The organism is Croceicoccus gelatinilyticus, assembly GCF_018398395.1.
Classification (GTDB): Bacteria; Pseudomonadota; Alphaproteobacteria; order Sphingomonadales; family Sphingomonadaceae; genus Croceicoccus; species Croceicoccus gelatinilyticus.
Genome location: NZ_JAHCBF010000001.1, coordinates 373,348 through 398,951, shown reverse-complemented (window position 1 = coordinate 398,951; position 25,604 = coordinate 373,348). Strand labels below are relative to the sequence as shown.

Sequence of the window (25,604 nt, the reverse complement as noted above, 5' to 3'; positions counted from 1 at the left end):
CGATTGCATTTTTCGCAATTGTATCGTTCATAATGCATTTGATGCGGCGCAGCAGATTCGTATGCTGCAATGCACAACATATGGATGTCTCGAGGCGATCCCTACTCCCCAGAAGGAATTGCTTCATGCGTAAAATTGCTATTTCGCTCGCTCTCGTTTCCACCGCAGTCGCCGCTCCGGCACTCGCTCAGGAAGAGAAGACTTTCTCCCACGACGGCGTTGAATACGAATATTCGACCAAGACCGTTGGCGACGCCACGCTGGTTATCGGCACCGATGACCGCGGCAAGGCTTTCCGCCTCTACGTCACGGATTCGCGGGTTCGCGGCACCTACAACGGTTCGCGCGTTTCGTTCGAACGTTCGGACGTCGAATCGCTCGGCATCCCGATGGCTTCGCGCTGATCGCTTGCTGATCACTGATTGAAATCGGGCCGGAAGCGTTCGCGCTTTCCGGCCCTTTTTCTATTCGGTCACACCGGGACGGAGGGACTGCAGCAAAACTTCCAGATGCGCCCGGCCAAGCCTGCTCCACACGTTGTACGTGCAGGTCTGCCCGCCGACACGGACATAGGCGAGCGAGTTGTCGCCGACACCGTCCGGCACTTCGCTGCGATAGGGCTGCGCACCTTCCAGACCGTAACCGGCAAACGCGGGCTGCGGCAGGTCGTCAAGCACGGTGAAATAGGGCCACTGGCTGCGCAGACGGCTTTCCTGCGCGCCAGCTTGATCGCTATCGACGACACCCGGCCCCGCCACGCCATAAGCGCTTCGCACCTCGTCAGTATCGAACGCCACCCCCCAGCCGCCCGAGAAATTGGCCCTGCGCGGTTCTGCGGGTGCGCCGCCGTCACTCGTCAAAACCAACGGGGCGCAGTCTTGGCGGTTCGCAGCCGTCTTCCACTCGTTCCGCGTAAGGTCGACCGCCAGCGGCTCTGGTGCAGCAGCGTGAAGCGAGTCGGGATCGACATGAGGCGGCGGGCTGATCGGAGCTTGCGGCGTGTCGGGCGCCTCGGTTCCGGTTTGCGCAGCATCGGGCGCAGCATCGCAGGCGGCAAGCGCTGTGCAGCACAGGGCCAGTGTTATCATCCTCTTCATGGGCAACCCAACGCCCGGGCCCAGGCTTGGCTCCCTTGAATGCTGCAGCAAAAGGACGGACCGGACACGGTTTGCGGCAGGACGGCGGAACAGTGCGGGCGATCCGTTCATTGAAGACCTGCCCCCACGGAAAGGAATAAATTGTACCAGCCACGCGGTATCGAGCACATCGGCATTACCGTCCCTGACATCGAGCAGGCAGAACGGTTCTTCATCGACGCTTTCGGAGCCGAGACTCTTTATTCGCTCGTCACGAAGGGCGAGGAACCGCAAGGGCCTGCCGACATGCACCAGGTAAACGGTCTGCTGCCCGGTACGGCGATGATCTCGATGCGAATGATGCGGTTAGGGAATGGCCCGAACATCGAACTGTTCGAGATTTCGGACAATGGCGAAGGCCGCAAGGAAGCCGCCGGAATAAACGATCGCGGGCTCCACCACTTCAGCATCTATGTCGACGACATCGAAGCGGCCGCCAAGGCGTTCACCGATGCCGGAGGGATCATGACTGATGGTCCGGTCGATCTGTTCCGGCAAGAAGGGGGCGAAGGCAACCAGTGCTGGTTCGGTCGCTTCCCATGGGGCACCTGGCTCGAAATCATCTCTTTCCCCAGCGGCGTGAAGAGTGACAGTGGCACTGATCGCTGGAAACCGGATGCAACCAGCGCTTGATCGATAGGCTTTCGGGGCGGCATGAGGGGCTTATGGAGCCGATCCTCACTCTTACCCTGAACCCCGCCATCGACGGCGCCTGCGAGGCTGACGAAGTCCGCCCCACCCACAAGATCCGGACGAGCGAGGAACGTTACGATCCGGGCGGCGGTGGTATCAACGTTGCCCGTGTGCTCGATCGTCTCGGCGCGCCTGTCACGGCTGCCTATTGCGCAGGCGGGGCAAGCGGAGGCCTGCTCGACGACCTGATCGACCGCATCGGCCTTGCCCGCCATTGCATCCCGGTCGAAGGCCAGACGCGGATGAGCCTCTCGGTCTTCGAACGCAGCACGGGGCAGGAATATCGCTTCGTGCCGCAAGGGCCGATCCTTTCCGATGCCGAGTGGCAGGGCGTGATCGACCATGTCTACTCGGCCCGCTGCGGCTGGCTGGTGGCAAGCGGATCGCTGCCTCGCGGCGTTCCTGTCGACTTCTATGCCCGCCTTGCCGCGACTTGCCGGGAACGGGACATCCGCATGGTCCTCGACAGCTCCGGCCCTCCCCTCGCCGCTGCGGTCGAGGCTGGCGGGCTTGCCCTCGTCAAACCCAGCCTTGGCGAGTTCGAGGCACTGACCGGCGCCACTTACGCCAGCCCGCAGGAAATCGGCGCTGCGGCCCATGCCTTGGTGCTGGCGGGCAAGGCCGACATCGTCGCCGTCACGCTGGGCCATCGCGGCGCAGTGCTGGCCGATGTGAATGGCTCACTCTGCCGTCCGGGCCTCGACGTTCCGGTGCAAAGCGCGACCGGCGCTGGCGACAGTTTCGTTGCCGGCATGGTCCACGGCCTTGCCAGCGGGATGGACACGGCCAGCGCCTTCCGCCGAGGCATGGCCGCAGGGACTGCTGCCGTCCTGACCCCCGGCACCGATCTCTGCTCCGTCGCCGACATCGACCGCATCTGGGCCAGCATGGGCACCGACGACGGCTGCACCGCCTGATCCAGCCTCTGGCTTTCCGCCCGATCTCCTGCCATTCGCCCGTCAAAGGAGCACCCGATGAGCGACGACGAATACGTTTACGACGAGGAAAGCGGCGAATGGATGCCCGCTTCCGAACTGGCGGCCAAGCAGGCGGCGGCGGATACGGTCGAGGTTCGCGACGCTGTCGGCAACTTGCTGGCCGATGGCGATCAGGTCACGCTGATCAAGGACCTTACCGTCAAGGGCGCTGGCCAGACGCTGAAGCAGGGCACGCTCATCAAGTCGATCCGCCTTACCGGCGACCCGCAGGAGATCGACTGCAAGTACCCCGGCATCAAGGGCCTCGTCCTGCGTGCCGAGTTCGTGAAGAAGCGCTAGGCGCTCAGCCGCACCCCTCGACATAGCCCAGCACCGGCATCGTGCCGACGTGCATGACCGAAACGGAGCCTTCCGGGCTCATTTCCAGACGCACCGCCGGATCGCCGCTGTCTGCGCCGGGGGCGATCAGGTCTTTGCCGCCTTCCACGTACTTTGCCGGAGCTTCGCGAAAGCCGGGGAACGCCGCGTCGACATCGGCGCGGGTCGACCCGACGCCTACGCCTTCGACGAAGGTCACGCCCGGTCCCTCACCCTCCGATCCCTCGCCAACCGTGATCCGGCGAACCGCGCCGTCTTCCACGATGGCATAGACCCCGTCGTAATCGGGCGAGGTATAGACAAGGCACGTTTCCGAAGCCTGCGCCCCGCGCAGCGCAAAGCTGCTGTCGACCGGCACCGGCTCTCCGATCGTCACCATGCCCAGCCCGTTCAGCGTCAGCGTCGTGTCCACCGCCTCCGCCGTGGCCGAGCCGGTCGCCTCTGGCGCAGTGCCCGCATCATCGGGCGCGTTGGACGAGCAGGCGGAAAGCGCCAGCGCAAGACATGGGGCGAGTGCCGTTAGGCCTATCAGGTTCCTCATACTATCCTGAACCGCGACGACGCGGGCCGGTTCCCGCCCTTCCCGCCGCTTTCGCCAATTGCCGCGGGTGACAAAAGCGACACCCTGTCACCCGCGACCAACAACCCGCGCCCTGCGCATTTCCGCGCGTCAGCGAGCCGCCGCGTCGGGTGACAGGTTGCCGGAAAAACGCATCAACGGCCTGAAGGACGCTCGTCGATCGTGAACCGCTCGATCAGGTTCTTGATGTCCTTTTCGCTGTCCATCGCAAAGCCCGGCCCCTCCCAGTCGAGCGAGCCGCACTCCACGCGGTCCAGCAGTTCGTCCCAGCGTTCGGACATATATTCGGCCATCGCGCCATAGCGGCCCATCATCGGCGATCCGAAGCGGTTGCGCATGTTCAGCAGCGCCACGGTCAGCCGCTCGTCATAGCGGCGCGACGTGCCGACCAATTCGCCCCCGTGGTAGTGCGGGACTTCAACACCGTTCAGCGCCCTTTCCAGCGCGGCATGGGCGAGATTGTCATAACCGTGCCGAAAGGCGGTTTCCCAGGCGATGTCGAAAGGCGTGCCCTTTAATCGCGAGCGCAGGCGATAGGCGCTCTGCCGGCTCATCCCCACCGACCGCGCCGCCTCCGAAACGGAATGCGTCGCAGCCAACATCCGCAGGAAATCGGCCATCTTCTGCCGATCCCATTGCGGTCCCTGGCGGCCGATGGGTGGGTATTCAGGTTCGGGTGGGGTGCGGGTTGTGTCTGTCATCCGTGAGGATGAGCCATGGCGGGTGGAGTGTAGGAAAATAAAATCGGGCTTGGTGGCTCCGCCAGTTGAGCGCGGGCCTTGTGGCCCGTGGGAGGTTGGTGAGTGGCGCTGGATTATTTGTTAGGGCCCTCAAACGCCGGGCGGCCCCCATCCGGGGGCCTTGGCTTCCTCGCATAAGCTCGGGCGGCCGTTCGGCCTTGCGGGAGTCACCTTCGGTGCCCCGTGTCAGCGCTACCAAGCTAACTGGCACCAAGCGGCAGAATGCGAACCGAGAGCATTGGCGAAATTTCGGGGCGCGTCAGCGACACCCGCAAGCGCGAACGCGCGCCGCCGCTTATGCGGCGAAGCCAAGCGGGCCGGATGGCCCGCGCCCGGCGTTTGAGGGGCCGAAACAAATGAACCCGGATATTGACCAACCTTAAATAATGATACGGTAATCCAGCGCCATGAACTACGCAATTAACGTATTACTTGACCAGCCACTGCTACTTATCTTCGTCCTGTTGATAGGGGCAGGGATCGGCATCGGCGTTGAAAAGTTCTTCAACGGCATCGAACGCGAAAAGCGCCGTGCCTATTGGCGTGGCCGAAAGTCGGGCGACAAAAAAGTCGTCAAGATTTCTCCACGGAAAGAGACACCCGCCAGCACTACCGAAACGGCGGGGGAGCAATTGATGCGCGTGATGAACGCATCGTTCAAGGCACGCCCCCTGCTGAACAAGCCGGAGCGGCGGCTACTCGGGGTAATTGATCAAGCTCTTGCCGAACACAGTCCCGGCTGGCGCACCATGGGTCAGGTTTCGTTAGGCGAAATTCTCTACAGTCCAGACAAGGACGCGTTCTGGGCGATCAATGCCAAGCGGGTTGATCTACTGATCGTCGATAGTGACTGCCGCCCGCTCCATGCGGTGGAATTTCAAGGCACGGGGCACCACAGCAGCGCCGAGACTGCGGCTCGTGACGCAGTTAAGAAGGAAGCGTTAAGGCGCGCCGGGATTGGTTACGTCGAAGTTGTGAGTGGCGACACACCCGCGGAAGTGCGAGAGATGGTGCGGAAACTGACTGCGAGAGCGCCGACCGCCTAGGCGTGGCCATCACCCCCCGAACAACCAGTCCCTGACTGCCGTCAGCCTGTAGGCCGGGTCGAACGAATACATGTGTTCGCCCGCGCCGCCGGGGGCGCTCGTGCCTTCCGGGAGGACGGTGTCTTCCTTGAACATCACGAATTTCGGGCCGCTCGTCTTCTCGGTCAGCGCAGAGACGGCCTCGGCCACTTCGGCCTCGCTCCACCCTGCGTCGAACGTCGCGCGGGGGATCGTCACGCCTTCGGAGGTCAGCGCCTCGTAAAGCTCGTCCTGCCCGGCAGAGGCCTTGGGATCGCCCTCGGCAACGACATAGAAGAAATCCTGGTCACCCAGCGCGGATAGCTTCGACACGTCCCACTGGCCCGAAACGAAGAGTTCGCGCGCGAAGAGGTCGGGGTAATTGGCGCTCATCAACAGGAGCATCATGCAGCCCATCGACTGCCCCGTGGCGTAGAGCCGGTCCTTGTCCGCCCCCACTTTCGCGGCAACGTCCAGCACGAGGCGGCGCGCCACGTCCTGGTATTCGTTGACGGTAAGCGCGCCATGATCGTCGATGACGACGTTCGGAAACTCGGGCACCAGCACATAGGCGGGGTGCTTGGCCTGTTCCTCGTCAGAGGCCCAGATGAGGCCGCCCAGCCCCTGTTCCAGCGGCGCGGTCACGTCCTTGCCCACCACGCTGGCGTCGGCGATGAAGAAGACCAGCGGCAGCGGGCCCGCCGTCTCTGCATCCGCGGGCGTGTAGAGGTTGTAGGGCAGCGTGAGGCCCGTTTCCGCGTCCTCGTACGCGAACTGCGCGAACTTCGGCTTTACGTCGGCGATCAGCGATTGGAGCTGCGCGTCCCCGCTCTTGTCGATGCTGCCCCCTCCGCCCGCAGGTCCGGGAGGGCCGAAGGACTGTTCCTGCGCGGCCTCTCCGTCACCGCCCGATGAACAGGCGGCGACGGCAAGCGCGAAAGCGGAAACGAGGGCGAGAGCGGGGGAACGCAAGGGGTAGGTCATACCCCCTCAATCGTGTTCGCGCCCATTCGATCCCATGTAGAGTTCCGAGCCGGTTTCCTTGAAGACCTTGCTCATCTCTTCCATGCCCTTTTCCGCGTCTTCCGCCGCGATGAACTGGTCTGACGGCTGGTTCTGCTTGGCGGCGAATTCGCGGACTTCCTGGCTGATCTTCATCGAGCAGAACTTCGGACCGCACATCGAGCAGAAGTGCGCGGTCTTCGCGCCTTCGGCGGGAAGCGTCTGGTCGTGGTACTGCTCTGCCGTGTCGGGGTCGAGCGACAGGTTGAACTGGTCGCGCCAGCGGAATTCGAAGCGCGCGCGGCTCAGCGCGTCGTCGCGCACCTTGGCGGCCGGATGCCCCTTGGCAAGGTCGGCCGCGTGGGCGGCCAGCTTGTAGGTCACCACGCCGACCTTAACGTCGTCACGGTCGGGCAGGCCAAGGTGTTCCTTGGGCGTGACGTAGCAAAGCATCGCCGTGCCGTACCAGCCGATCTGCGCCGCGCCGATGCCGCTGGTGATGTGGTCGTAACCCGGCGCGATGTCGGTGACGAGGGGCCCGAGCGTATAGAACGGAGCCTCGCCGCACGCCTCGAGCTGCTTGTCCATGTTCTCCTTGATCTTGTGCATCGGCACGTGGCCGGGGCCTTCGATCATGACCTGAACGTCTTCCTTCCAGGCGCGCTTGGTCAGCTCGCCCAGCGTGTAAAGCTCGGCAAACTGCGCCTCGTCGTTCGCGTCGGCGATCGAGCCGGGGCGCAGGCCATCGCCGAGCGAGTAGGCGATGTCATAGGCCTTCATGATCTCGGTGATCTCGTCGAAGTGCTCGTAAAGGAAGCTCTCCTTATGATGGGCAAGGCACCACTTCGCCATGATCGAGCCGCCGCGGCTGACGATGCCGGTCACACGCTTGGCGGCCAGCGGCACATAGGGCAGGCGCACGCCCGCGTGGATCGTGAAGTAGTCGACGCCCTGCTCCGCCTGCTCAATCAGCGTGTCGCGGAAGACCTCCCACGTCAGGTCCTCGGCAATGCCGCCGACCTTTTCCAGCGCCTGGTAGATCGGAACGGTGCCGATCGGAACGGGGCTGTTGCGCAGGATCCATTCGCGGGTGTCGTGGATGTTGCGGCCCGTCGACAGATCCATCACGGTATCCGCACCCCAGCGGATCGACCAGACCATCTTGTCGACTTCGCTGGCCACGTCCGACGCCACGGCAGAGTTGCCGATGTTGGCGTTGATCTTGACGAGGAAGTTGCGACCGATGGCCATCGGTTCGGATTCAGGGTGGTTGATGTTGTTCGGGATGATCGCACGGCCCCGCGCGATTTCGCTGCGGACGAATTCGGGCGTCACGTATTCGGGAATTTCCGCGCCCCAGTCCTGACCGTCTCGGATGTGGTCCTTCATCATGGCGCGGCCCAGGTTCTCACGCTCTGCCACGTATTCCATTTCGGGCGTGATGATGCCCTGCTTGGCGTAGTGCATCTGCGACACGTTCATGCCCGCCTTGGCGCGCAGGGGACGCTTCACGACGTTGGGGAACGCCGGCACGCCGCCGCTGCGGTCGGGGCCGAGCTGGCCGTTGTCTTCCGGCTTCACCATGCGCGCGTCGTATTCCTCGACGTCGCCGCGTTCCATGATCCACTGGCGGCGCAGCGCGGGCAGGCCTGCCGCGATGTCGATGTTCGCATCGGGATCGGTGTAGGGGCCGCTGGTGTCGTAGACGCGGACCGGATCCTCACCGCTCGAAGGTTCGAGGCTGATCTCGCGCATGGCGACGCGGCGGTCCCCGACGTAGATCTTCTTCGAACCGCGAATAGGCCCGGTGGTCACGCCGATTTCGAGCTTCGAGTTGATGTCGGCCATTACAGTCTCCCAAGTGGCGAAAGACGGACCGGCTGCCTTGACGTGCGACAGACCGCTCCCTCCGCCGATGCTAGTCGGTTCAGGTTCAACGGGTCGGACAGCGCTACCTGTCCCTCTCAGCGGAATTGCCCACTTTCGAAACATCGAAGTGGGAAAGCTCGCTCCCCGGGGTATGGCACCGATGTAATCGCCCTCGCCCCGCAACGCAAATGCTGCGTGGGCCGCGGGGGCGAAGTTGTTGTGGGAAGCGCGCCCCTCAGCCGAAGTGGAACGCGCCTGCCACGGTCAGGGCAAGGCCGGTCAACAGGCTCACCATCGCCCAGCCCTTGTGCATGAAGGACAGGTTCTTCAGCCAGAAATGGAAATAGATGTCCGAGAACCCGACGACGACCAGCGCCTCGAGTATCATCAGTCCGCCGATGGCTTTCATCACGCAGGCCAGCAAGTCCGCCGGGACCCACGGATTGACCAGATAGATCGCAGCGCCAGCCGCCAGTTCGGCAACGCCCGAAATCATCTGCAGCGCGGGGCTGTCCTCGACCTCTTTGACAAGGGTCTGCCATATCCCCGGCCTGCGCAACGCGCCGATGGCGGCAGACATGGCGAACAGGCCCAACAGCATGGCCGTCCAGGCAGTGGCGTCGACAACAGGCATGTGAAACGTCCCTCTACTTCCCGACAATCGGGGCATTATCGTGTGGGTCGCTCGAGGGGGTAAGCGGCCCGTTCTGTCCCGATATCTAAAAGGTCACCGCGCCTTGGTCCAGCGCGATCAGTGCGTTGTCGTCAGAACGCCCAATTCATCTCAGAAAGCATAACCGACGCCGGCCAGAAACATGAACTGGTCACGGTCGCCGCGCATCGACACGATCGGCGTTTCCGCCGCGCTGCCCTGAAGGCGTTCGTAGACGACCGAAGTCGCAATGCCGAAGCCGCCGTTGCGGAAGTCCCCGTCGAGATCCATGCCCCAATAGGCCTTTACGTCCCAGTCCTTCATGCCGCTTTCCGCTTCATAGACAGGAAGCGCGCCATCGGTGGCCGCACTGCCTTCGGGCGTGATCGTGTAGTAATAGTCGGCCCACTTGTCGTCGTGCCAGCTTGCGCCGACCGATACGCCTGCGCCCATGCCTTTCGACAGGGCGGTAAAGTAGGACAGCGAGACACGGCTCTGCCGCCCTGCTCCCTTGCCGGAAACATCCCAGCGCATACCATAGCTTAGCGCGAGCGAGTCTACCGGCGTGATAAGGTTCTTTTTCGAGATACCGGCGCTGAACCCCAGTTCGATCGTGCTGTCGAGTTCGGGCAGCATGTCGACGATCTCGTCCTTCACCGATCCGGTGCGCACCGCGCTATACTGGATTTCGGGTCCGAAGCTGAGTTCGACATCGCCGGGCAGGTTCGGAATGAGGTCGAGTTCAAGACCGATGCCGCTGGTCTTGAAAGCAATCCCTTCGACAGAGCCGCGCACCGCACCGCCGATCTGGACACCATATTCGTCCGCGCCCTCGTAGTCGGGGACATAGCCAGCGCCCAACGCAACGATCACGTAGTCGCCGTCATACACCTCTTCGAGGTCCGGCTGTTCCAGGCGAAGCGGCTGCCGGTCGATCGCGGCGACATTGGCGTGCGCGTTGCCGGAAAAGGCGCACGCTGCGGCAATGGCAGCGGCGGTCAAAAGGGTGCGGGTCGGCGCGATCTGGTTCAAGTGCGTGTGATCCTGAGAATGGTCTTGTTCGTTCGGGAACGCACCGCCATGCCGCCGGTTCCGCTTGCTACTAGGTATGGACAGCACTTGCAGGAACCTTGCGCAGGTCCGCAGACCCATGCAAACGAGACGGGAATGGCCAATCGATACGACATCGCGATTGCGGGCGGAGGCCTGTCCGGATCGCTGATCGCGCTGATGCTGGCCGATCGGCGGCCCGACTTGTCCGTCGCGCTGGTAGAGGCAGGCCCCGTCATCGGCGGCAATCACGTCTGGTCCTTTTTCGCCACCGACATCGCAGAAGAAAACCGCGAACTGGTCGAAGGGCTGGCCGCCGCGCGCTGGAACGACGGCTATGACGTGCGCTTTCCCGCCTATCGCCGGACGCTGGCGACCCCATACCGGTCGATCCCGTCGGAAAACCTTGCCGCTGCCGTGGCAAAAGCGCTTCCGGCAGAAGCCGTCTTTACCGGTACCGCCGTCACCGCGCTCGACCCGCAAGGCATCGCGCTGGCCGACGGTACGCGAATAGATGCGGACGGCGTGATCGACGCGCGCGGATTGAACCGCGATATGCTGGCAGAGCTTCACGGCGGCTGGCAGAAGTTTGCAGGCGTGACGCTGCGCCTCGCCGCCCCGCACAAGATGACGCGCCCGATCGTGATGGACGCAACGGTGAAGCAGAAGGACGGCTACCGCTTCGTCTATGTCCTGCCCTTCTCCGCCGATGAGGTTTTCGTCGAGGACACCTATTACAGCGATAGCCGCTCGCTCGACGCTGAAACTCTGTTCGGGCGGATCGACGACTATGCCGAGGGGCGCGGATGGACCGTGGTCGAAAAGACCCGCAAGGAAACGGGCGTCCTGCCTGTGGTGACCGGCGGCGATTTTACAAAGTTCCGCGCCCATGCCGTTCCGGGTGTCGCGCAGGCAGGCGTTCGCGCCGGACTGTTCCAGCCACTGACCAGCTATTCCCTGCCTGACGCGGTGCGCCTTGCCAGCCTGATCGCAGGGGCGGAGGCGCATGACAGTGCCAGCCTTGCCGCGCTGACCGATGCCCATGCCGCCGCCCACTGGCGCAGCGGGGGGTTCTATCGCCTGCTGGCCCGTATGCTGTTCGGTGCGGCCCAGCCGCGCGACAGGTACAAGGTACTGCAGCGGTTCTACGCACTTGACGAAGCGCTGGTGGAACGCTTCTACGCTGGTGAAAGCACGCTCTTCGACAAGTTGCGCGTGCTGGCCGGGAAGCCCCCCGTTCCCGTTCTGAAAGCCGCTTCGGTGCTCGCCGGTTACGGTGCCCCGGGGCCGCTTAGAGGTAAGAAATGACAGAAAATAGCCAGCCCACCCGCCGCGCCGCCGTTATCGGCGCAGGCTTCGGCGGCCTCGCGCTTGCCATCCGCCTGCAGTCGGCGGGCATCGACACCACGGTGATCGAAGCCCGCGACAAGCCCGGCGGCCGCGCCTACGTCTGGGAAAAGGACGGCTTCACTTTCGATGCTGGCCCCACCGTCATCACCGATCCCGACTGCCTGGAACAGCTCTGGCGGCTGACCGATCACGAGATGTCGGACGACATCGAACTGATGGAGGTAAAGCCCTTCTACCGCCTGCAGTGGGACGACGGGACGACGTTCGACTATTCGAACGACCTTCAGCAGCTTGCCGCAGAGATCAGCAAGCTGAACCCCGACGACGTGGCCGGATACGAGGAATTTTCCGCCTATTCCGAAGGGGTCTATACCGAAGGCTACCTGAAGCTGGGGCACAAGCCGTTCCTCAACTTCTCCGACATGATCAAGGCCGCCCCGGCGCTCGCCAAATACCAGGCGTGGCGTTCGGTCTATTCGATCGTGTCCAAGTTCGTGAAGAACGAGAAACTGCGCGAGGCTCTGTCGTTCCACACGCTGCTCGTCGGCGGCAACCCGATGTCGACCAGCGCGATCTATGCCCTCATCCACAAGCTGGAGAAGGACGGCGGCGTCTGGTGGGCGAAGGGCGGCACGAACAAGCTGATCGCGGCGATGGTGAAGCACTTCGAACGCCTTGGCGGCACGGTCCGGCTGGGCGATCCGGTGGTCAGCATCGACACCGTCGGAAACCGCGCCAAGGGCGTGACGACGAAAAGCGGGTGGAGCGAGCGGTTCGACGCGGTCGCCGCCAATTCCGATCTCATGCACACTTACCGCGACCTGCTCTCGACCAACCGGCGCGGGGGCAAGGTCGCAAAGTCCCTGTCGCGCAAGCGGTGGAGCCCGTCGCTCTTCGTCGTGCATTTCGGGGTCGAGGGCGCATGGCCCGGCATTCCGCACCACATGATCCTGTTCGGCCCGCGCTACGAAGGGCTGCTGAACGACATCTACAAGTCCGGCGTCCTGCCGCGCGACTTCTCGATCTACCTGCACCATCCCACCGTCACCGACCCGTCGATGGGGCCCGAGGGGATGAGCACGTTCTATGCCCTCGTCCCCGTGGCGCACATGGGCAAGCTTCGTGTCGATTGGGACACGGTCGGGCCGGAGCTTGAAAAGCGGGTGCTGGACGAAGTGGGCCGCCGCCTGATCCCCGACATCCATTCGCGGATCGTGACGAAGTTCCACTACACGCCCGCCGACTTCGGCACCGACCTGTCGGCACACATGGGCTCCGCCTTCAGCCTCGAACCCGTCCTGACGCAGTCGGCATGGTTCCGCGCGCACAACCGCGATGACGAGATCGGCAATCTCTATTTCGTCGGCGCGGGCACCCATCCGGGCGCGGGTATTCCCGGCGTCGTTGGCTCTGCACGGGCGACTGCGCGGCTGATGATTTCCGATCTTTCGAAGGGCTGATCCACTTGCCGAAAAATCGCGACGAACTGGTTGCCCACGCCCGCAATACGATCGCGCGCGGATCGAAAAGCTTTGCCGCCGCATCGATGCTGTTCGACCGCGTGACGCGCGAACGCGTCTGGCTGCTCTATGCCTGGTGCCGCGCGGCGGACGACCTTGCCGATGCGCAGGACATGGGCGGCGAACTGGGCGACCAGTCGGACGCGGCGGCGCGCCTTTCAACGATCCGCGAACGCACCGCGCTGGCGCTGGCGGGCTCTGAAACGGGCGATGCCTCGTTCGACGGGCTGGCTGTGGTTGCACGCGAATGCGGCCTCACCGCCGAGATGTGCGACGACGTGATCGCAGGTTTTGCACTGGACGCCGACGACTGGCGGCCGCGTAGCGAGGCCGACATGCTGCAATACTGCTACCATGTGGCAGGCGCAGTCGGGGTGATGATGGCCAAGGTCATGGGTGTGCCCGATGATGACGCGGATACGCTCGACCGGGCATGCGATCTCGGCATCGCGTTCCAGCTCGCCAATATCGTGCGCGACTTGTGGGAAGATGACGCGGCGGGCCGCTGCTACCTGCCGGTCGAATGGCTGGTCGAGGCCGACATTGCACCCGGCCAGCACATGAAGCCGATGTACCGCGCCGAACTCGTCGCCATGGTCCACGATGCCTGCCTGATGGCCCGCGCCTATGAAGCGTCGGCGCGCATCGGTGCCGCCCGCCTGCCGCTGCGCAGCCGCTGGGCGATCCTGTCGGCGACGGGCATCTACGGTTCAATCGCGCGCAAAGTGGAAAAGGCCGGTGTCCACGGCTGGGACCACCGCGCCTTCACCAGCCGCTTCGAAAAACTGGGCCACGTTTTCGGAGCAGGCGCCGCCAGCCTTCGTGCCCCGCCCGCGTCGTGCGCCGAAGAAGCGAAGGAACGCCCCCTCACCCGCCGCGACTTCGAGGAGCGCGCCCGAAAGGCTGCCCGATGAGGCCAGGGGCGTGAGTTTCAAGAAGCCGTTCCGGTCGACGCCGCTGAAGGACAGGCGAGGCAAAACGATCCCGTTTCGAAGACCGAAGTCCAAGGGTCCGACGCTCAAGTTCTGGAATGATCCGAAACCCAAGCGAAAGGTCAACTGGTGGGCCGTCGCGCTTGCTTTCGTGTCGGTGATTCTGATCGGTACCGGACTAACTATGCGCTACGGTCCCATCGCTATCCAGACGGACACGGCGCCGACCACCGCCCCCGTCGCGGGGCCGGAAGACACCCTCTCGGCCAGCTTCGGGATTTGCGATGGCGGCAACCGGCAGAACTGCGTCGTCGACGGTGATACTATCTGGTTCGCAGGCGACAAGATCCGCGTGCTGGACATCAACACGCCGGAAATTTCGAACCCGCAGTGCGACCGCGAACTCGCGCTGGGCCGGGCGGCAACGCAGCGCATGCTTCAGCTTTTGAATGACGGCCCCTTCAGCCTTGAGGCCGGACCGGAAGAAACCGACCGATATGGCCGCAAACTGCGCCGCATCACGCGCGGTGGTCAGTCGCTTGGCGATATTCTCGTGGCCGAGGGATTGGCTGAAAACTGGCAAGGCAGACGTAGCGGCTGGTGTTAATCGGCCGTTTTCCATTCTTCGCTACTGTAAATCTTGTGAGTCGGGTGGAACCCCTGACGCGGAAGAGGCGTTGGCCTATCATGACTGTGGATGTTCAACTACACGAGATCACCGGCGCGACCGACGCCGAGGAACGCTTCATCAAGGACAGCGTGATCCTTTTGCGCAAGGCCGTCAGTAGCCCCGGCTTCGGCGGTTCCGTCCGCCAGGCCGAATACGGCTTTACCGGCTGGCAGAGCCTGCATGGCGGCGTGAAGGACATGGACGGCGACCAGATCTGGGACCGCATCGTTCATGGCCGCGAATGCGGCAAGACGGCAGACCATACGCTCGACATCGCGATCTCGGTCGAAGACATGGACGGCCCTGAAAGTGCCCATCCCGTCATCGGACGCACGCGCCTCGGCACGCTTCCCATTCGCACCGCGCGCTGGTTCGTGGCCCTGTGCATGGGCGCGGGCGACCGCGTGAACATGGCCGCGCACCTGATGCACCAGTGGATGCACGTGTCGGGCTTCGTCCACGGCAAGGACCACACCGGCCACGACGCCCCGGCAGTCGTTGCCAAGCTTGTCCGCCGCTCGCTCGAATCGGACTTTGGTGACGAGATCGACGCACAGGTCACCGCGCACCTGACGCTCGACGTGTCGGACTGCGATTGCTGCGTCGGTGCCGACGCGCCCGAACCTACGCCTGCTCGCGCCGCATAAGGCCTGATCGTCGGGGGTTAAGCCGGACGCGCTCATTGGCCTTGCAGCTTCGCTTCCCTATCTGGGAAGCATGGCGTCTGCCCCCCTTCCCCAACCCGTGCCGCTTCCCGCACTGCATGCCAGCCATTCCGGCTGCTGGCTGTCAGATGCTGCAGGTAATGTGCGCGCCCTGTCGCGCGGGGAAGCGATTATGGCGGCGGCGGAAACCCCGCTTCTGATGCTGAACGCGCCGCTGGTGGCCAGCCGCCTCGGCTATCCAGAACTGTCGGGGCTCGACCTTCTCGAACTCTATGCTTTCGTCCATCCGGCGCGCTTCGTGGTGCCTACGCCCAAGGGGCTGGCACAGGCGCTCGACCTGCCCTTGCCCGAACACGAAGGCGAAGTGCCCATCCTGCTCGCCCGCGCCGCCGCGCGCCTGTTCGAGCGGTGCGAGGCCGAGGGCTGGCCCGAACGCGAAGGCGCCTGGTCGGTGCTGCAATCGCTCGCCCGGCAGAAGTGGCCATGGTCGGGCATCCTCGCGCCCCATGTGCGCAAGCCGGAGCGGGCCGAACGCTGGCTCTTCGCCAAGCTGCCCGAGTGGGAAGAACTCCCGCCCCGCGCCCAGCCGAAACACGTTGCGCTCGATCCCGAAGATGTTGTCACCCGCCTCGACACGCTGACCGGCGAGGGGTCCGAAAAGCGCGATGGTCAGCGCGACTATGCGCAGGAAGCCGCCCACGTCTTCGCCCCGCGCCCCGAAAAGGGCCGCCCGAACATGGTGCTGGCACAGGCAGGGACGGGCGTCGGCAAGACGCTGGGCTACCTCGCCCCCGCCTCGCTCTGGTCGCAGGCGGCCGAAGGGACGGTCTGGGTCTCGACTTACACCAAGGCGCTGCAACGCCAGCTTCGCCGCGAAAGCCGCCGTGCGTGGCCGGATACAGAAGGCGCGGAACGCCAGACGCCTGCCGTAGTCGTGCGGAAGGGGCGTGAGAACTACCTCTGCCTGCTGAACCTTGAAGACGCGCTGCAAGGTGGTTTCCAGAACCGCGCGGGCATCTTCGCGCAGCTGGTGGCGCGATGGGCGGCCTATAGCGAGGATGGCGACATGGTCGGCGGCGACTTGCCCGGCTGGCTGCCGACGCTGTTCCGCAGGCGCGGGCTTGCCGCGCTGACCGACCGGCGCGGCGAATGCGTCTATGCCGCCTGCCCGCATTACAAGAAGTGTTTCATCGAACGCGCCGCGCGCCAGTCGGCCCATGCCGATCTGGTCATTGCGAACCACGCGCTCGTCATGGTCCATGCCGCGCGGGGTGGCGAACGCGACGGCCAGCAACGCCCCAGCCGGATCGTTTTCGACGAAGGGCACCACTTGTTCGACGCCGCCGATTCGACATTCGCCGTCGCCCTGTCGGGCAGCGAGGCGATCGAGATGCGCCGCTGGGTCATCGGCCCCGAAGGCAAGTCCAAGGGCCGCAGGCGCGGACTTGCTGCGCGTCTTGCCGATGTCGCAAGCTATGACGAAGCGGGCGAACAGGCGATCACCGCCGCGCGCGAGGCTGCTTCTGGCCTGCCATCGGACGGCTGGCTGGGGCGCATCAACGAGGGCGAGCCGTGGGGCCCGCTCGAACAGCTTTTCGCCTCCGTCCGCCGCATGACTTACGCCCGCGACGAAGCGGGGAGCGAGGCAGGTTACGGGCTGGAGACCGAGGCAGTCGACCTCGACGGCCCCTTCATCGAGGCCGCATCCGAAGCCCGCGACGCGCTTGCCGCGCTGCGACAGCCGTTGATGAAGCTTGGCACCCGGCTTGAAGCAATCCTTGAAGACCCGCCGGACTGGCTGGACCCACAGGGCCGTCAGCGCGTCGAAGGCGCGCGTCATTCGCTGTCGTGGCGCATCGATGCGCTGACCGCGTGGGAAGCGCTGCTGGCGCGCCTCGGCGGGCCGGCAGATCCCGATTTCGTCGACTGGCTCTCGGTCGAACGGGCCGAGGCGCGCGAGTTCGACATAGCCATCCACCGCCGCTGGCTCGACCCGATGCGCCCCTTTGCCGCGACCGTTCTGGAACCCGCCCACGGCGTCCTGCAGACCAGCGCGACCTTGTGCGACCGTTCGCCCGAAGGCCCCGACTGGGACCGCGCCGTCGCGCGTTCGGGCGCGTCGGTCATCGGGCTTAACCCGCGCATTTCCGAAGCGGCCAGTCCGTTCGACTATGCCAATCAGGCGCAAGTCATCATCGTGACCGACGTGAAGAAGGGCGACATCGCGGGCCTTGCCGCCGCATATGGCCAGCTGATCGAGGCGAGCGACGGAGGCGTGCTGGGGCTGTTCACCGCGATCCGCCGCCTGCGCGCGGTTCATGCCCGCATTGCCGACCGGCTGGCGCGTTCGGGCCTGCCGCTGTTTGCGCAGCACGTCGACCCGATCGACACCGGTACGCTGGTCGATATCTTCCGCGACGATCCGCGCGCATCATTGCTCGGCACCGATGCCTTGCGCGACGGGGTGGACGTGCCGGGTGATTCTCTCCGCCTCGTGGTCATGGAGCAGGTTCCCTGGCCCAAGCCGTCGATCCTGCACCGCGCCCGCCGCGCGGCATCGGGGGGGGAGCGGGCCGACCGGCAGGCGCATGACGATGCCATCGTGCGTGCACGTCTGGCGCAGGCTTTCGGGCGGCTGATCCGGTCGCGCGGGGACAGCGGCGCCTTCGTCGTGCTGTCCGCCGCCTTCCCCTCGCGCCTGCTCTCCGCGTTCCCCGATGGGACACCTGTCACGCGCACGACACTTGCCGATGCTTTACAAATGTTGCAGCGGGGTGTTTCCTGTTCCGTGCCTCAAGATCAACAAGACGTAAGGGAAAGCGACGTTTGAAACGCCTGGGTCTCCTGCGCCATGCGAAATCGGAAGAGCATCAGCCCGCAGGCTATGACTTCGATCGCGGTATCAACGCCAAGGGCCGCCGGGCGGCAGAGGCGATGGGCCGCTATATCGGCACCAAGGTCGCACCATTCGACCGCATCCTCGCCAGCCCCGCCGTCCGCGTTCAGGAAACGCTGGCCATTGCGCTCGACGCCATGGGCAAGGCCGCGCCGGTGGACAGGGTGGAGGACCGCCGCCTCTATCTCGCCACGGCGGATTCGATCCTCGACGTCCTGACCGATCTTGCAGGGGACGAGGACAGCATCCTGCTCGTCGCACACAATCCGGGGCTTGAGGACGCGGTGCTGGACCACGTGCCCGACGACGGTTCCTCGCCGCTGCGCGATGCGGTGGCGGTGAAGTTTCCCACCGGCGCTTTCGCGGTGCTCGAATTCGATATCGACGACTGGTCGGAGATCGACGGAGCCAAGGCCCGTCTGGTCGACCTCAAGCGTCCGCGCGACCTGGACCCGACGCTGGGCCCGGAAATGGCGAACTGATCAGCCTTCGATCAGGGCCGAGGCCAGCTTTTCCCTGATAGAACGCAGCCTTGCATGAAGCAGGACGTCCTCCGTCCGGCTTTGCGCAGGCTCCGGCTCCGAAGCGGCGGGAGCGGTTTCGCTGGTGCTTTCCTCCAGCGTGCGGACGGCGCCGCGCAGCTTCTCGACCATCTCGGCAGAGGGCGCAGGGGCAGCGGCGGGTTTCGGCGGGGCCTTGCCCTCGTCCTCGATCGCCTTCACCGCGCCGCGGATCGTGTAGCCGTCCTGATTGAGCAGGCGATCGATCTTCTGCAGAAGTTCGACATCACCGGGGCGGTAGTAACGCCGCCCGCCGCTACGCTTTACGGGGCGCAGCATCGGGAACTGTTCTTCCCAATAGCGCAGCACATGCGGCTTTATGTCGAGAGCGGCCGATACCTCGCCGATCGTGCGGAACGCCTGCGGGTCTTTCCCGTCCTCGAAAAGACTGTCCTGCGTCTGCGTTCCGTCACTCATCGCTTAGACCCCGCTGACGCGGTCCTTCAGCATCTGGCTGGCGCGGAAGGTCATCACGCGGCGCGGCGTGATCGGCACTTCTACGCCGGTCTTGGGATTGCGGCCGATCCGTTCGCCCTTGTCGCGCAAGAGGAACGTTCCGAAACCGGAAATTTTGACGTTTTCGCCATCAGACATGGCATCGCACATCAGGCGCAGAATCGATTCCACCATAGTCAGTGAATCGGACCGACTGAGGCCCACCTTGTGGTGGACGGCATCGGCAAGATCCGCACGCGTGAGAGTTCCGACAGAACGCATTTTGTCCTATCCCCCTTATTGCCCCCAGAGCTGCGACCCAGACAGGTACTATTTCACAGCATCGCCGCAGTAACAAATGAAAATCGGGCAAAAACAGGCACATTCCACCCCTTTCGGGGTATTTCGCGCCAGAATGGGGCTGATTTGCGGCCCTGATCAGGCGCGCAGCAGGCTCGCGCCCCAGGTAAACCCGCCGCCCATCGCCTCGAGCATGACGAGATCGCCGGGCCGGATTCGCCCGTCGCGCACCGCCACGTCATAAGCGAGCGGCACCGATGCCGCCGAAGTGTTGGCGTGCATTTCGACGGTCTTGACCATGCGCTCGGCGGGCAGGCCCAGCTTCTTCGCCGTGGCGTCGAGAATGCGAGCATTGGCCTGGTGCGGCACGACCCAGTCGATCTGCGACGCTTCGTAACCGGTGCCTTCCAGCACTTCGGTCAGCACGTTGGCGAGGTTGACCACGGCATGACGGAACACCTCACGGCCCTTCATGCGCAGCTTGCCTACGGTCTGCGTCGTCGACGGACCGCCATCGACGTAAAGCAGGCAGTTATGCTCCCCATCGGTGTGCAATTTGGTATCGATCACGCCGCGCGCGGTTGCCGCTTCGCTTGCGGGAAATTCCTGAAGTTCGAGCACCATCGCACCCGCACCGTCACCGAACAGGACGCAAGTCGTACGGTCTTCCCAGTCGAGAATGCGGCTGAACGTCTCCGACCCGATAACCAGCGCGCGCTTGCCCATGCCCCGGTGCAGCAGCGAATCCGCTGTGCCGAGCGCATAGAGAAAGCCCGAGCAGACCGCCGCGACGTCGAAGGCAAAGGCGTTCTTGCAGCCGAGGTCATGCTGGACCTTGCTGGCAGTGGACGGGAAAGTCTGGTCCGGCGTGGCGGTCGCCAGCACGATAATGTCGATGTCGTCGGCAGTCAGGCCAGCCGCCTCCATCGCCTTGCGCGATGCATCGGCGGCGAGCGTCGAGGTCGTCTCCCCCTCACCCGCGATATAGCGCTGACGAATGCCGGTCCGCTCGACGATCCAGTCGTCGCTCGTCTCGACCTGCTCTGCCAGATCGGCGTTCGTCACGCAGCGCTTGGGAAGTGCCGAGCCGGAGCCGAGCACCACCGAACGGCGGATCATGTCGCTCACGCGGCGGTGTCCGCTGTCTTGTCTTCGGTGCCGCGTGCAAGGTCGGCAGAAATACGCTCGATCAGGTCTTCCTCCAGCAGGCGCGCCGTTACCGCAACGGCATTGGCAACGCCCTTGGCATTGGCGCTCCCGTGGCTCTTCACCACGACCCCGTTGAGGCCGAGAAAGACCGCGCCATTATGATTGTTCGGGTCGAGATGGTGCTTCAGCAATTCGGTCGCCGGACGGCTGACCAGGAAGCCCACCTTGGAACGCAGCGAGGACTGGAACGCGCTTTTCAGCAGGTCCGTCACGAAACGCGCCGCGCCTTCGACGGCCTTCAGGGCGATGTTGCCCGAAAATCCGTCGGTCACGACAACGTCGACGCTGCCGCGGTTGATCTTGTCGGCCTCGACGAAGCCTTCGAAGCTCATCGCCAGCCGCTGGTCTGCCGCGCGCAGCTTTTCGGATGCGACGCGCAGGACATCGGTGCCCTTGATTTCCTCGGTCCCGATGTTGAGCAGTGCGACGCGCGGTTCCGGAAGGCCCGTGGCGATGCGCGAATAGGCCGCGCCCATGATCGCGAACTGCACCAGGTTGCGGGCATCGCAATCGGTGTTCGCGCCAAGGTCGAGCATGACCATGTCGGTATCGCCCAACGTGGGCATCAGTGCGGCCAGAGCCGGTCGGTCGATGCCGGGCATCGTGCGCAGCGAAAGCTTGGCCATCGCCATCAGCGCGCCGGTATTGCCGCCCGAAACGGCAGCACCGGCCTCACCCTTCTTCACCGCGTCGATCGCAAGGCCCATGCTGGTCTTGCGGGCACGGCGCAGGGCCTGTGTCGGCTTTTCATCACCCGAGACGGCTTCGGGCGCGTGGAGAATCTCCGACGCGCCGCGCATGTTCGGGTGATTGTCGAGCGCACGCTTGATCCGCTCCTCGTCACCGACGAGGAGGAACTTGAAGCGATCGTGGCGCCGACGCGCAAGCGCGGCACCCTCGATCATGACACGAACGCCATGATCGCCGCCCATCGCGTCGATTGCGATACGCGGCAAGCTCATGGTCTACGTCCTAGCAAGTGTCTTCTCGGGCGATCAGAGCCCGACGGAAACGATCTCGCGCCCGTTGTAATGGCCGCAAGCGTCGCAAAGGTTGTGCGGGCGCTTGAGCTCACCACAGTTCGGGCATTCGTGGAACGCCTCGACCTTGAGGGCATCATGTGCGCGACGCATACCGCGACGGGACGGCGAAACTTTTCTCTTGGGGACAGCCATTTCGGCACCTGTTCAATCAATAACGACGATCTTTGCGTGCCGCCCTAGTCCAGCCTCCGGCACGGCACAAGCCCACATCGGGAAGTTCTTTCCCACTGCGGACCGGGGCGCGCGCTTTGCGGCACGGGGGGTGCGGCGAAGGCGCGCGCTATAGCGTTTTTTCGGATTAGCGCAAGGGCAGTCTACTGTTTGAGTGCCATATCCGCGACAAACGGGTTCGTCTGCCGCTCTGCCCCGAAGGTGCTGATCGGCCCGTGACCCGGAATGAAAGTGACATCATCGCCCAGCGGCCACAGGCGCTGCGTGATCGAATCGATAAGGTCCTGGTGATTGCTCATGGGAAAATCGGTGCGCCCGATCGACCCCTTGAACAGGACATCGCCGACAACCGCGAACTGGCTGGGCGCGTGATAGAACACGACGTGGCCGGGCGTGTGGCCGGGGCAATGCACGACATCGAGCTCCAGCTCGCCCACCGTGACCTTGTCCCCGTTCTTGAGCCAGCGATCAGGCTCGAAGCTGCTCGCCTCCATCCCCCAGCGCGGACCATCATCGTCCAGCCGCGCGATCCAGAACCGGTCAGCCTCCTCCGGCCCCTCGATCGGAACGCCCATGTCCCTGGCGAAAACCCCCGCATTGCCGCAGTGATCGAGATGCCCGTGCGTGACGAGCACCTTTTCCAGTGTGATCCCCGCCTTGGCGATGGCATCCTTGATCCGCGGCAGATCGCCCCCCGGATCGATGACGGCGCCCTTCATCGTCTTCGTGCACCAGATCAGCGAACAGTTCTGCTGAAGCGGCGTCACGGGCACGATAGCGGCCCGCATCAAAGGTTCGTTGGTCATTTCGCTCATGCGAAAGGATGTGGCGGGCGCGGCGGGGGAATGCAAGCGGTGCTGGCCGGCGCTACTAGATCCGCCCGCCCTTCCACACGACGCGGCCCAGCACCTCGACCTCTTCCAGCGGGACATTCGCGTCCGAGGGATACGCTTTGTTGTCCGAGATCACCGAGACTTGGCCTTCGCGTTCAAAAAGTAAGCGTTTGACCATCAAGGTGCCGTCGCGGCGGATGACGTGGATGCCGTCGCGCAGGCGGCCGCCGTACTGAGCCTCGGCGCGGGCGACGAGGATTTCGTCGCCGTCCGATAGGGTCGGGTCCATCGAATCTCCCGCCACCGACAGCGCGGTCAGGGCATTGGGGGTCAGGCCCATTTCGCGCAGCCAGCCTTCGGAAAAGCCGAGGTGGCCGACCGGCGCGTCGTCTTCTGCCAGTGCCCCCGGCCCAGCCGATGCGCCCAGCGCCAGCCGGGGTATCGCGATCCAGCTCTTTCGCGGGGTTTTTGCAGCAACGTAGGAATTATCCGCACCGTCCGGCGCGCCCAGTTCCGATTCGTCCACGCCGAAGAACTGGGCCAGCGTGCGGCGGTCGTTCTCTTCCAGCTTTCGCGGGCTGCCCTTCTTTATAAATTGTTGAAGGTAGGTCGTATTCCTGCCGATGAGCTTCGACAGCGCAGAAAGCGAAGTGCCCCGCTGCTCTGCCAGTTCGACCAGTCTGTTTCGTGCCGGATCATTAACCATGCGCCAGTTCCTACACGATGTATTTTTCCTAGATAAGTAGGATTTGGACCGGCAGCTAAGGATTATTCCTACAGCGAATCAAACAGGAGGGTCGCCTTGTTGCTTCGGGAAATAGAGAAATTCCTTCGCCGGACGGGCATGCCGGCAACCAAGTTCGGACGTCTGGCTGTGCGTGATCCGCGCCTTGTGCTCGACATGCGCAATGGCCGCGAACCCCGTCGCCGCATGGTGATACGGGTGGAACATTTCATGAACAATTATGCCCCGACACTTCCCAGCCAGCAGGAGCCGATCAATGTTCGCTGACCAGTCCACCGCCGCCGCCCCGTCCATCCGCGGCAACCGCAGCGCCCGCCGCTACCCCGCCGAACGCATCGAAGGCGCCCTGCGTGCGCTGGCATCGGGACACGGGCAAGTCGTCATCCACCGCGAAGTGCCTTGGGCCAGCATCACGTTTGCGGGGGCGCGTCACACGCTGTCGCTGGCATTTTCGGGTAGCGCCGCGGTCGAGGCGGGAGAGCGCATGATCGCCGAGCTTCCCGATCACGAGTTCGTCATCCCCGGCCAGCTCGTCGCCGATGCGCAGGTCCTGTCGGTCGATCACGCGATGCTGCCCGAACCCGTCATGCGGGTCGAGGTCGAGCTGTTGTTGCTGGAAGAAGGCTGATGCAAGGGACGGTGGGGGTACGTGCCCCCACCGCCTGCATCTGGGTTTACTCGGTCCTTTTTTGGCGGACCTCAGTGCATGGCACGCTTCAGGCGCGCCGGATGACCATGTTGCGGATTTCGCTCATGTCTTCCATCGCGAAGCGGATGCCCTCGCGGCCAAGGCCGGAATCCTTCACGCCGCCATAGGGCATGTTGTCGACACGGTAAGACGAAACGTCGTTCACAACGATGCCCCCGACGTCCAGTTCGTCCCACGCGTCCAGAACTTTGTGGATGTCGCGCGTGAACAGCCCTGCCTGAAGGCCGAACTTGCTGTCGTTGACTTCGGCCAGCGCCTTGTCCCAATCGCTGAACTTGGAAAGGATCGCGAGCGGTCCGAAAGCCTCCTCGCGCACGGCTTCGCAATTTTCGGGTACGTCTTCCAGCAGCGTCGCTTCCAGCATCGCGCCATCGCGCTTGCCGCCAACGAGCAGCTTGCCGCCAGCTTCGACCGCAGACTGGATCCAGTCGTCGAGGCGCTTGGCCTCTTTTTCCGAGATCATCGGGCCGATGAAGGTATCGCGGTCCTTGGGATCGCCTGCGACCAGCGTCTTGGTCTTGGCGACCAGCATCTCGCGGAACTCGTCATAGATGCTTTCGTGGATGACGATGCGCTGCACGCCGATGCACGACTGGCCGGACTGATAGAACGCCCCGAAGATGATCCGTTCAAGCGCATGGTCGAGATCGGCGTCGTGGTCGACGATCACCGCCGCATTACCGCCGAGTTCGAGCACGACCTTCTTCTTCCCGCTCTTCGCCTTCAGCGCCCAGCCCACTTCGGGGCTGCCGGTGAAGGACAGCAGCTTCAGGCGGTCATCCGTCGTGAACAGGTCCGCGCCGTCGCGGCTGGCCGGAAGGATCGAGAACGCGCCTTCGGGAAGGACGTCGCACTCAGCCAGCACTTCACCCATGATGATCGCGCCCAGCGGGGTCATGCTGGCCGGCTTCATCACGAAGGGACAGCCCATGGCGATAGCCGGCGCGACCTTGTGCGCGGCAAGGTTGAGCGGGAAGTTGAACGGGCTGATGAAGCTGCACGGACCGATCGGAACGCGCTTCCAGATACCGAGGTACCCCTTGGCACGGGCCGAGATGTCCAGCGGCTGGACTTCGCCGTAGTTGCGTGTCGATTCCTCGCTCGCGATGCGGAAGGTGTCGATCAGGCGCGTGACTTCACCCTCGGCGTCCTTGATCGGCTTGCCCGCCTCGATGCACAGCGCATAGGCCAGTTCATCGAACCGTTCGCGGAACCGCGCGACACAGTGGTCGAGAATGCCCTGTCGCTCGTAACTGGCAAGCTTGGCCATGGCCGGTGCCGCGCGGGTCGCGCCGGCGATCGCCTCGTCAATGATGTCGGGCGTCGCCAGTGCAGTGCGGAATGCAACCTCGCCAGTGAACTTGTCGGTCACGGCCAGGTCGGTGTTGGGCTGCACCGCCTTGTTGTTGAGGTAGAGCGGATAAGTGTCTTTGAGTTTGGTCACGTGTTCCTCCGGTCCTGAAC

29 protein-coding genes are annotated in these 25,604 nt (G+C 64.1%); 14 read left to right on the top strand and 15 right to left on the bottom strand.

Features of this window, described 5'->3' with window-relative positions:
• The first annotated feature begins 125 nt into the window (after positions 1 to 125).
• Positions 126 to 404 carry a hypothetical protein gene (locus KIH45_RS02145; protein WP_213174336.1) on the top strand — a complete coding sequence of 93 codons (279 nt, stop codon included), beginning with the start codon at positions 126 to 128 and terminating at the stop codon, positions 402 to 404.
• Between the two features lie 60 nt (positions 405 to 464).
• Here KIH45_RS02145 and KIH45_RS02140 read toward each other — a convergent pair whose 3' ends face one another.
• Positions 465 to 1,097 carry a hypothetical protein gene (locus KIH45_RS02140; RefSeq protein WP_213174335.1) on the bottom strand — a complete coding sequence of 211 codons (633 nt, stop codon included), beginning with the start codon at positions 1,095 to 1,097 and terminating at the stop codon, positions 465 to 467.
• A gap of 141 nt (positions 1,098 to 1,238) precedes the next feature.
• Between KIH45_RS02140 and KIH45_RS02135 the strand changes: the two genes are divergently transcribed.
• Genes KIH45_RS02135 through KIH45_RS02125 form a run of 3 tightly spaced genes read left to right on the top strand, consistent with a single transcriptional unit; the run spans position 1,239 to position 3,106 of the window.
• Positions 1,239 to 1,769, top strand: coding sequence for a VOC family protein (locus KIH45_RS02135; protein ID WP_213174334.1), 531 nt, complete (start codon positions 1,239 to 1,241; stop codon positions 1,767 to 1,769).
• Positions 1,766 to 2,746 (top strand): 1-phosphofructokinase family hexose kinase, encoded by a 981-nt coding sequence (locus tag KIH45_RS02130; RefSeq protein WP_337925382.1) that lies wholly within the window; start codon positions 1,766 to 1,768, stop codon positions 2,744 to 2,746. The genes KIH45_RS02135 and KIH45_RS02130 overlap by 4 nt, the downstream gene beginning before the upstream one ends.
• Before the next feature lie 57 nt (positions 2,747 to 2,803).
• Complete coding sequence (locus KIH45_RS02125) at positions 2,804 to 3,106, top strand: alkylphosphonate utilization protein (protein WP_213174333.1); 303 nt, start codon at positions 2,804 to 2,806, stop codon at positions 3,104 to 3,106.
• A 4-nt stretch (positions 3,107 to 3,110) separates the two neighbouring features.
• Here the strand turns inward: KIH45_RS02125 and KIH45_RS02120 are convergent, their stop codons facing one another.
• Together KIH45_RS02120 and KIH45_RS02115 are read right to left on the bottom strand one after the other, a co-directional pair.
• Positions 3,111 to 3,686, bottom strand: coding sequence for a hypothetical protein (locus KIH45_RS02120; protein WP_213174332.1), 576 nt, complete (start codon positions 3,684 to 3,686; stop codon positions 3,111 to 3,113).
• 173 nt (positions 3,687 to 3,859) lie between these two features.
• Positions 3,860 to 4,279, bottom strand: coding sequence for a hypothetical protein (locus KIH45_RS02115; protein ID WP_213174331.1), 420 nt, complete (start codon positions 4,277 to 4,279; stop codon positions 3,860 to 3,862).
• Positions 4,280 to 4,872: 593 nt separating this feature from the next.
• Here KIH45_RS02115 and KIH45_RS02110 point away from each other — a divergent pair.
• Positions 4,873 to 5,511 (top strand): DUF2726 domain-containing protein, encoded by a 639-nt coding sequence (locus tag KIH45_RS02110; protein WP_213174330.1) that lies wholly within the window; start codon positions 4,873 to 4,875, stop codon positions 5,509 to 5,511.
• A 9-nt stretch (positions 5,512 to 5,520) separates the two neighbouring features.
• On the opposite strand, the gene KIH45_RS02105 is transcribed toward KIH45_RS02110, so the two are convergent.
• From KIH45_RS02105 to KIH45_RS02090, 4 genes are all read right to left on the bottom strand, one after another.
• Positions 5,521 to 6,513, bottom strand: a complete 993-nt coding sequence (locus tag KIH45_RS02105; RefSeq protein ID WP_213174329.1) for a carboxylesterase family protein — start codon at positions 6,511 to 6,513, stop codon at positions 5,521 to 5,523.
• A 6-nt stretch (positions 6,514 to 6,519) separates the two neighbouring features.
• Positions 6,520 to 8,379, bottom strand: coding sequence for a phosphomethylpyrimidine synthase ThiC (gene thiC, locus KIH45_RS02100; protein ID WP_213174328.1), 1,860 nt, complete (start codon positions 8,377 to 8,379; stop codon positions 6,520 to 6,522).
• 256 nt (positions 8,380 to 8,635) lie between these two features.
• Positions 8,636 to 9,034: a hypothetical protein gene (locus KIH45_RS02095; RefSeq protein ID WP_213174327.1), complete on the bottom strand. Its 399-nt coding sequence runs from the start codon at positions 9,032 to 9,034 to the stop codon at positions 8,636 to 8,638.
• A 150-nt stretch (positions 9,035 to 9,184) separates the two neighbouring features.
• Complete coding sequence (locus KIH45_RS02090) at positions 9,185 to 10,084, bottom strand: MipA/OmpV family protein (protein ID WP_213174326.1); 900 nt, start codon at positions 10,082 to 10,084, stop codon at positions 9,185 to 9,187.
• A 135-nt stretch (positions 10,085 to 10,219) separates the two neighbouring features.
• On the opposite strand from KIH45_RS02090, the gene crtY reads away from it, so the two are divergent.
• The 7 genes from crtY to KIH45_RS02055 all read left to right on the top strand — a co-directional run bounded on the left by crtY (position 10,220) and on the right by KIH45_RS02055 (position 18,617).
• The gene (gene crtY / locus KIH45_RS02085) at positions 10,220 to 11,410 is read left to right on the top strand and encodes a lycopene beta-cyclase CrtY (protein ID WP_213174325.1); all 1,191 of its coding nucleotides are present in this window, start codon (positions 10,220 to 10,222) and stop codon (positions 11,408 to 11,410) included.
• Positions 11,407 to 12,912 carry a phytoene desaturase gene (locus KIH45_RS02080; RefSeq protein WP_213174324.1) on the top strand — a complete coding sequence of 502 codons (1,506 nt, stop codon included), beginning with the start codon at positions 11,407 to 11,409 and terminating at the stop codon, positions 12,910 to 12,912. Before crtY ends, KIH45_RS02080 begins: the two co-directional genes overlap by 4 nt.
• Before the next feature lie 5 nt (positions 12,913 to 12,917).
• Complete coding sequence (locus KIH45_RS02075; protein WP_213174323.1) at positions 12,918 to 13,886, top strand: phytoene/squalene synthase family protein; 969 nt, start codon at positions 12,918 to 12,920, stop codon at positions 13,884 to 13,886.
• Between the two features lie 10 nt (positions 13,887 to 13,896).
• Entirely contained in the window at positions 13,897 to 14,511 is a 615-nt protein-coding gene (locus KIH45_RS02070) for a thermonuclease family protein (protein ID WP_337925381.1), read from the top strand.
• An 80-nt stretch (positions 14,512 to 14,591) separates the two neighbouring features.
• Positions 14,592 to 15,221, top strand: coding sequence for a hypothetical protein (locus KIH45_RS02065; protein WP_213174322.1), 630 nt, complete (start codon positions 14,592 to 14,594; stop codon positions 15,219 to 15,221).
• 70 nt (positions 15,222 to 15,291) lie between these two features.
• Positions 15,292 to 18,069: an ATP-dependent DNA helicase gene (locus KIH45_RS02060; protein WP_213174321.1), complete on the top strand. Its 2,778-nt coding sequence runs from the start codon at positions 15,292 to 15,294 to the stop codon at positions 18,067 to 18,069.
• On the top strand, positions 18,066 to 18,617 hold the full coding sequence (locus KIH45_RS02055; RefSeq protein ID WP_213174320.1) for a SixA phosphatase family protein: 552 nt from the start codon (positions 18,066 to 18,068) through the stop codon (positions 18,615 to 18,617). Before KIH45_RS02060 ends, KIH45_RS02055 begins: the two co-directional genes overlap by 4 nt.
• Here KIH45_RS02055 and KIH45_RS02050 read toward each other — a convergent pair whose 3' ends face one another.
• The 7 genes from KIH45_RS02050 to KIH45_RS02020 all read right to left on the bottom strand — a co-directional run bounded on the left by KIH45_RS02050 (position 18,618) and on the right by KIH45_RS02020 (position 23,392).
• Complete coding sequence (locus KIH45_RS02050; protein WP_213174319.1) at positions 18,618 to 19,112, bottom strand: MerR family transcriptional regulator; 495 nt, start codon at positions 19,110 to 19,112, stop codon at positions 18,618 to 18,620.
• Between the two features lie 3 nt (positions 19,113 to 19,115).
• Complete coding sequence (locus KIH45_RS02045; protein WP_066765906.1) at positions 19,116 to 19,412, bottom strand: integration host factor subunit alpha; 297 nt, start codon at positions 19,410 to 19,412, stop codon at positions 19,116 to 19,118.
• Between the two features lie 156 nt (positions 19,413 to 19,568).
• The gene (locus KIH45_RS02040) at positions 19,569 to 20,549 is read right to left on the bottom strand and encodes a beta-ketoacyl-ACP synthase III (protein ID WP_213174662.1); all 981 of its coding nucleotides are present in this window, start codon (positions 20,547 to 20,549) and stop codon (positions 19,569 to 19,571) included.
• Between the two features lie 5 nt (positions 20,550 to 20,554).
• A complete protein-coding gene (plsX, locus tag KIH45_RS02035; RefSeq protein WP_213174318.1) occupies positions 20,555 to 21,601 on the bottom strand; it encodes a phosphate acyltransferase PlsX in 1,047 nt (348 codons plus the stop codon).
• Between the two features lie 33 nt (positions 21,602 to 21,634).
• Positions 21,635 to 21,814 (bottom strand): 50S ribosomal protein L32, encoded by a 180-nt coding sequence (rpmF, locus tag KIH45_RS02030; protein ID WP_066558963.1) that lies wholly within the window; start codon positions 21,812 to 21,814, stop codon positions 21,635 to 21,637.
• Positions 21,815 to 21,996: 182 nt separating this feature from the next.
• On the bottom strand, positions 21,997 to 22,668 hold the full coding sequence (locus KIH45_RS02025) for an MBL fold metallo-hydrolase (RefSeq protein ID WP_420481918.1): 672 nt from the start codon (positions 22,666 to 22,668) through the stop codon (positions 21,997 to 21,999).
• A 55-nt stretch (positions 22,669 to 22,723) separates the two neighbouring features.
• Positions 22,724 to 23,392 (bottom strand): S24 family peptidase, encoded by a 669-nt coding sequence (locus KIH45_RS02020; protein ID WP_213174317.1) that lies wholly within the window; start codon positions 23,390 to 23,392, stop codon positions 22,724 to 22,726.
• A 96-nt stretch (positions 23,393 to 23,488) separates the two neighbouring features.
• On the opposite strand from KIH45_RS02020, the gene KIH45_RS02015 reads away from it, so the two are divergent.
• Positions 23,489 to 23,698, top strand: a complete 210-nt coding sequence (locus KIH45_RS02015; RefSeq protein WP_213174316.1) for a hypothetical protein — start codon at positions 23,489 to 23,491, stop codon at positions 23,696 to 23,698.
• Complete coding sequence (locus KIH45_RS02010) at positions 23,688 to 24,059, top strand: hypothetical protein (RefSeq protein ID WP_213174315.1); 372 nt, start codon at positions 23,688 to 23,690, stop codon at positions 24,057 to 24,059. Before KIH45_RS02015 ends, KIH45_RS02010 begins: the two co-directional genes overlap by 11 nt.
• An 88-nt stretch (positions 24,060 to 24,147) precedes the next feature.
• Here the strand turns inward: KIH45_RS02010 and KIH45_RS02005 are convergent, their stop codons facing one another.
• Entirely contained in the window at positions 24,148 to 25,584 is a 1,437-nt protein-coding gene (locus tag KIH45_RS02005) for an aldehyde dehydrogenase family protein (RefSeq protein WP_213174314.1), read from the bottom strand.
• Positions 25,585 to 25,604 lie beyond the last annotated feature (20 nt).

Bases quoted from the DNA above. Each gene is read 5' to 3' on its own strand.
- KIH45_RS02145 (WP_213174336.1), top strand. From the start codon at position 126: ATGCGTAAAATTGCTATTTCGCTCGCTCTCGTTTCCACCGCAGTCGCC.
- KIH45_RS02140 (WP_213174335.1), bottom strand. From the start codon at position 1,097: ATGAAGAGGATGATAACACTGGCCCTGTGCTGCACAGCGCTTGCCGCC.
- KIH45_RS02125 (WP_213174333.1), top strand. From the start codon at position 2,804: ATGAGCGACGACGAATACGTTTACGACGAGGAAAGCGGCGAATGGATG.
- KIH45_RS02120 (WP_213174332.1), bottom strand. From the start codon at position 3,686: ATGAGGAACCTGATAGGCCTAACGGCACTCGCCCCATGTCTTGCGCTG.
- KIH45_RS02115 (WP_213174331.1), bottom strand. From the start codon at position 4,279: ATGAGCCGGCAGAGCGCCTATCGCCTGCGCTCGCGATTAAAGGGCACG.
- KIH45_RS02110 (WP_213174330.1), top strand. From the start codon at position 4,873: ATGAACTACGCAATTAACGTATTACTTGACCAGCCACTGCTACTTATC.
- KIH45_RS02105 (WP_213174329.1), bottom strand. From the start codon at position 6,513: ATGACCTACCCCTTGCGTTCCCCCGCTCTCGCCCTCGTTTCCGCTTTC.
- thiC (WP_213174328.1), bottom strand. From the start codon at position 8,379: ATGGCCGACATCAACTCGAAGCTCGAAATCGGCGTGACCACCGGGCCT.
- KIH45_RS02095 (WP_213174327.1), bottom strand. From the start codon at position 9,034: ATGCCTGTTGTCGACGCCACTGCCTGGACGGCCATGCTGTTGGGCCTG.
- crtY (WP_213174325.1), top strand. From the start codon at position 10,220: ATGGCCAATCGATACGACATCGCGATTGCGGGCGGAGGCCTGTCCGGA.
- KIH45_RS02080 (WP_213174324.1), top strand. From the start codon at position 11,407: ATGACAGAAAATAGCCAGCCCACCCGCCGCGCCGCCGTTATCGGCGCA.
- KIH45_RS02065 (WP_213174322.1), top strand. From the start codon at position 14,592: ATGACTGTGGATGTTCAACTACACGAGATCACCGGCGCGACCGACGCC.
- KIH45_RS02060 (WP_213174321.1), top strand. From the start codon at position 15,292: ATGGCGTCTGCCCCCCTTCCCCAACCCGTGCCGCTTCCCGCACTGCAT.
- KIH45_RS02050 (WP_213174319.1), bottom strand. From the start codon at position 19,112: ATGAGTGACGGAACGCAGACGCAGGACAGTCTTTTCGAGGACGGGAAA.
- KIH45_RS02045 (WP_066765906.1), bottom strand. From the start codon at position 19,412: ATGCGTTCTGTCGGAACTCTCACGCGTGCGGATCTTGCCGATGCCGTC.
- KIH45_RS02040 (WP_213174662.1), bottom strand. From the start codon at position 20,549: ATGATCCGCCGTTCGGTGGTGCTCGGCTCCGGCTCGGCACTTCCCAAG.
- plsX (WP_213174318.1), bottom strand. From the start codon at position 21,601: ATGAGCTTGCCGCGTATCGCAATCGACGCGATGGGCGGCGATCATGGC.
- rpmF (WP_066558963.1), bottom strand. From the start codon at position 21,814: ATGGCTGTCCCCAAGAGAAAAGTTTCGCCGTCCCGTCGCGGTATGCGT.
- KIH45_RS02025 (WP_420481918.1), bottom strand. From the start codon at position 22,668: ATGAGCGAAATGACCAACGAACCTTTGATGCGGGCCGCTATCGTGCCC.
- KIH45_RS02020 (WP_213174317.1), bottom strand. From the start codon at position 23,392: ATGGTTAATGATCCGGCACGAAACAGACTGGTCGAACTGGCAGAGCAG.
- KIH45_RS02010 (WP_213174315.1), top strand. From the start codon at position 23,688: ATGTTCGCTGACCAGTCCACCGCCGCCGCCCCGTCCATCCGCGGCAAC.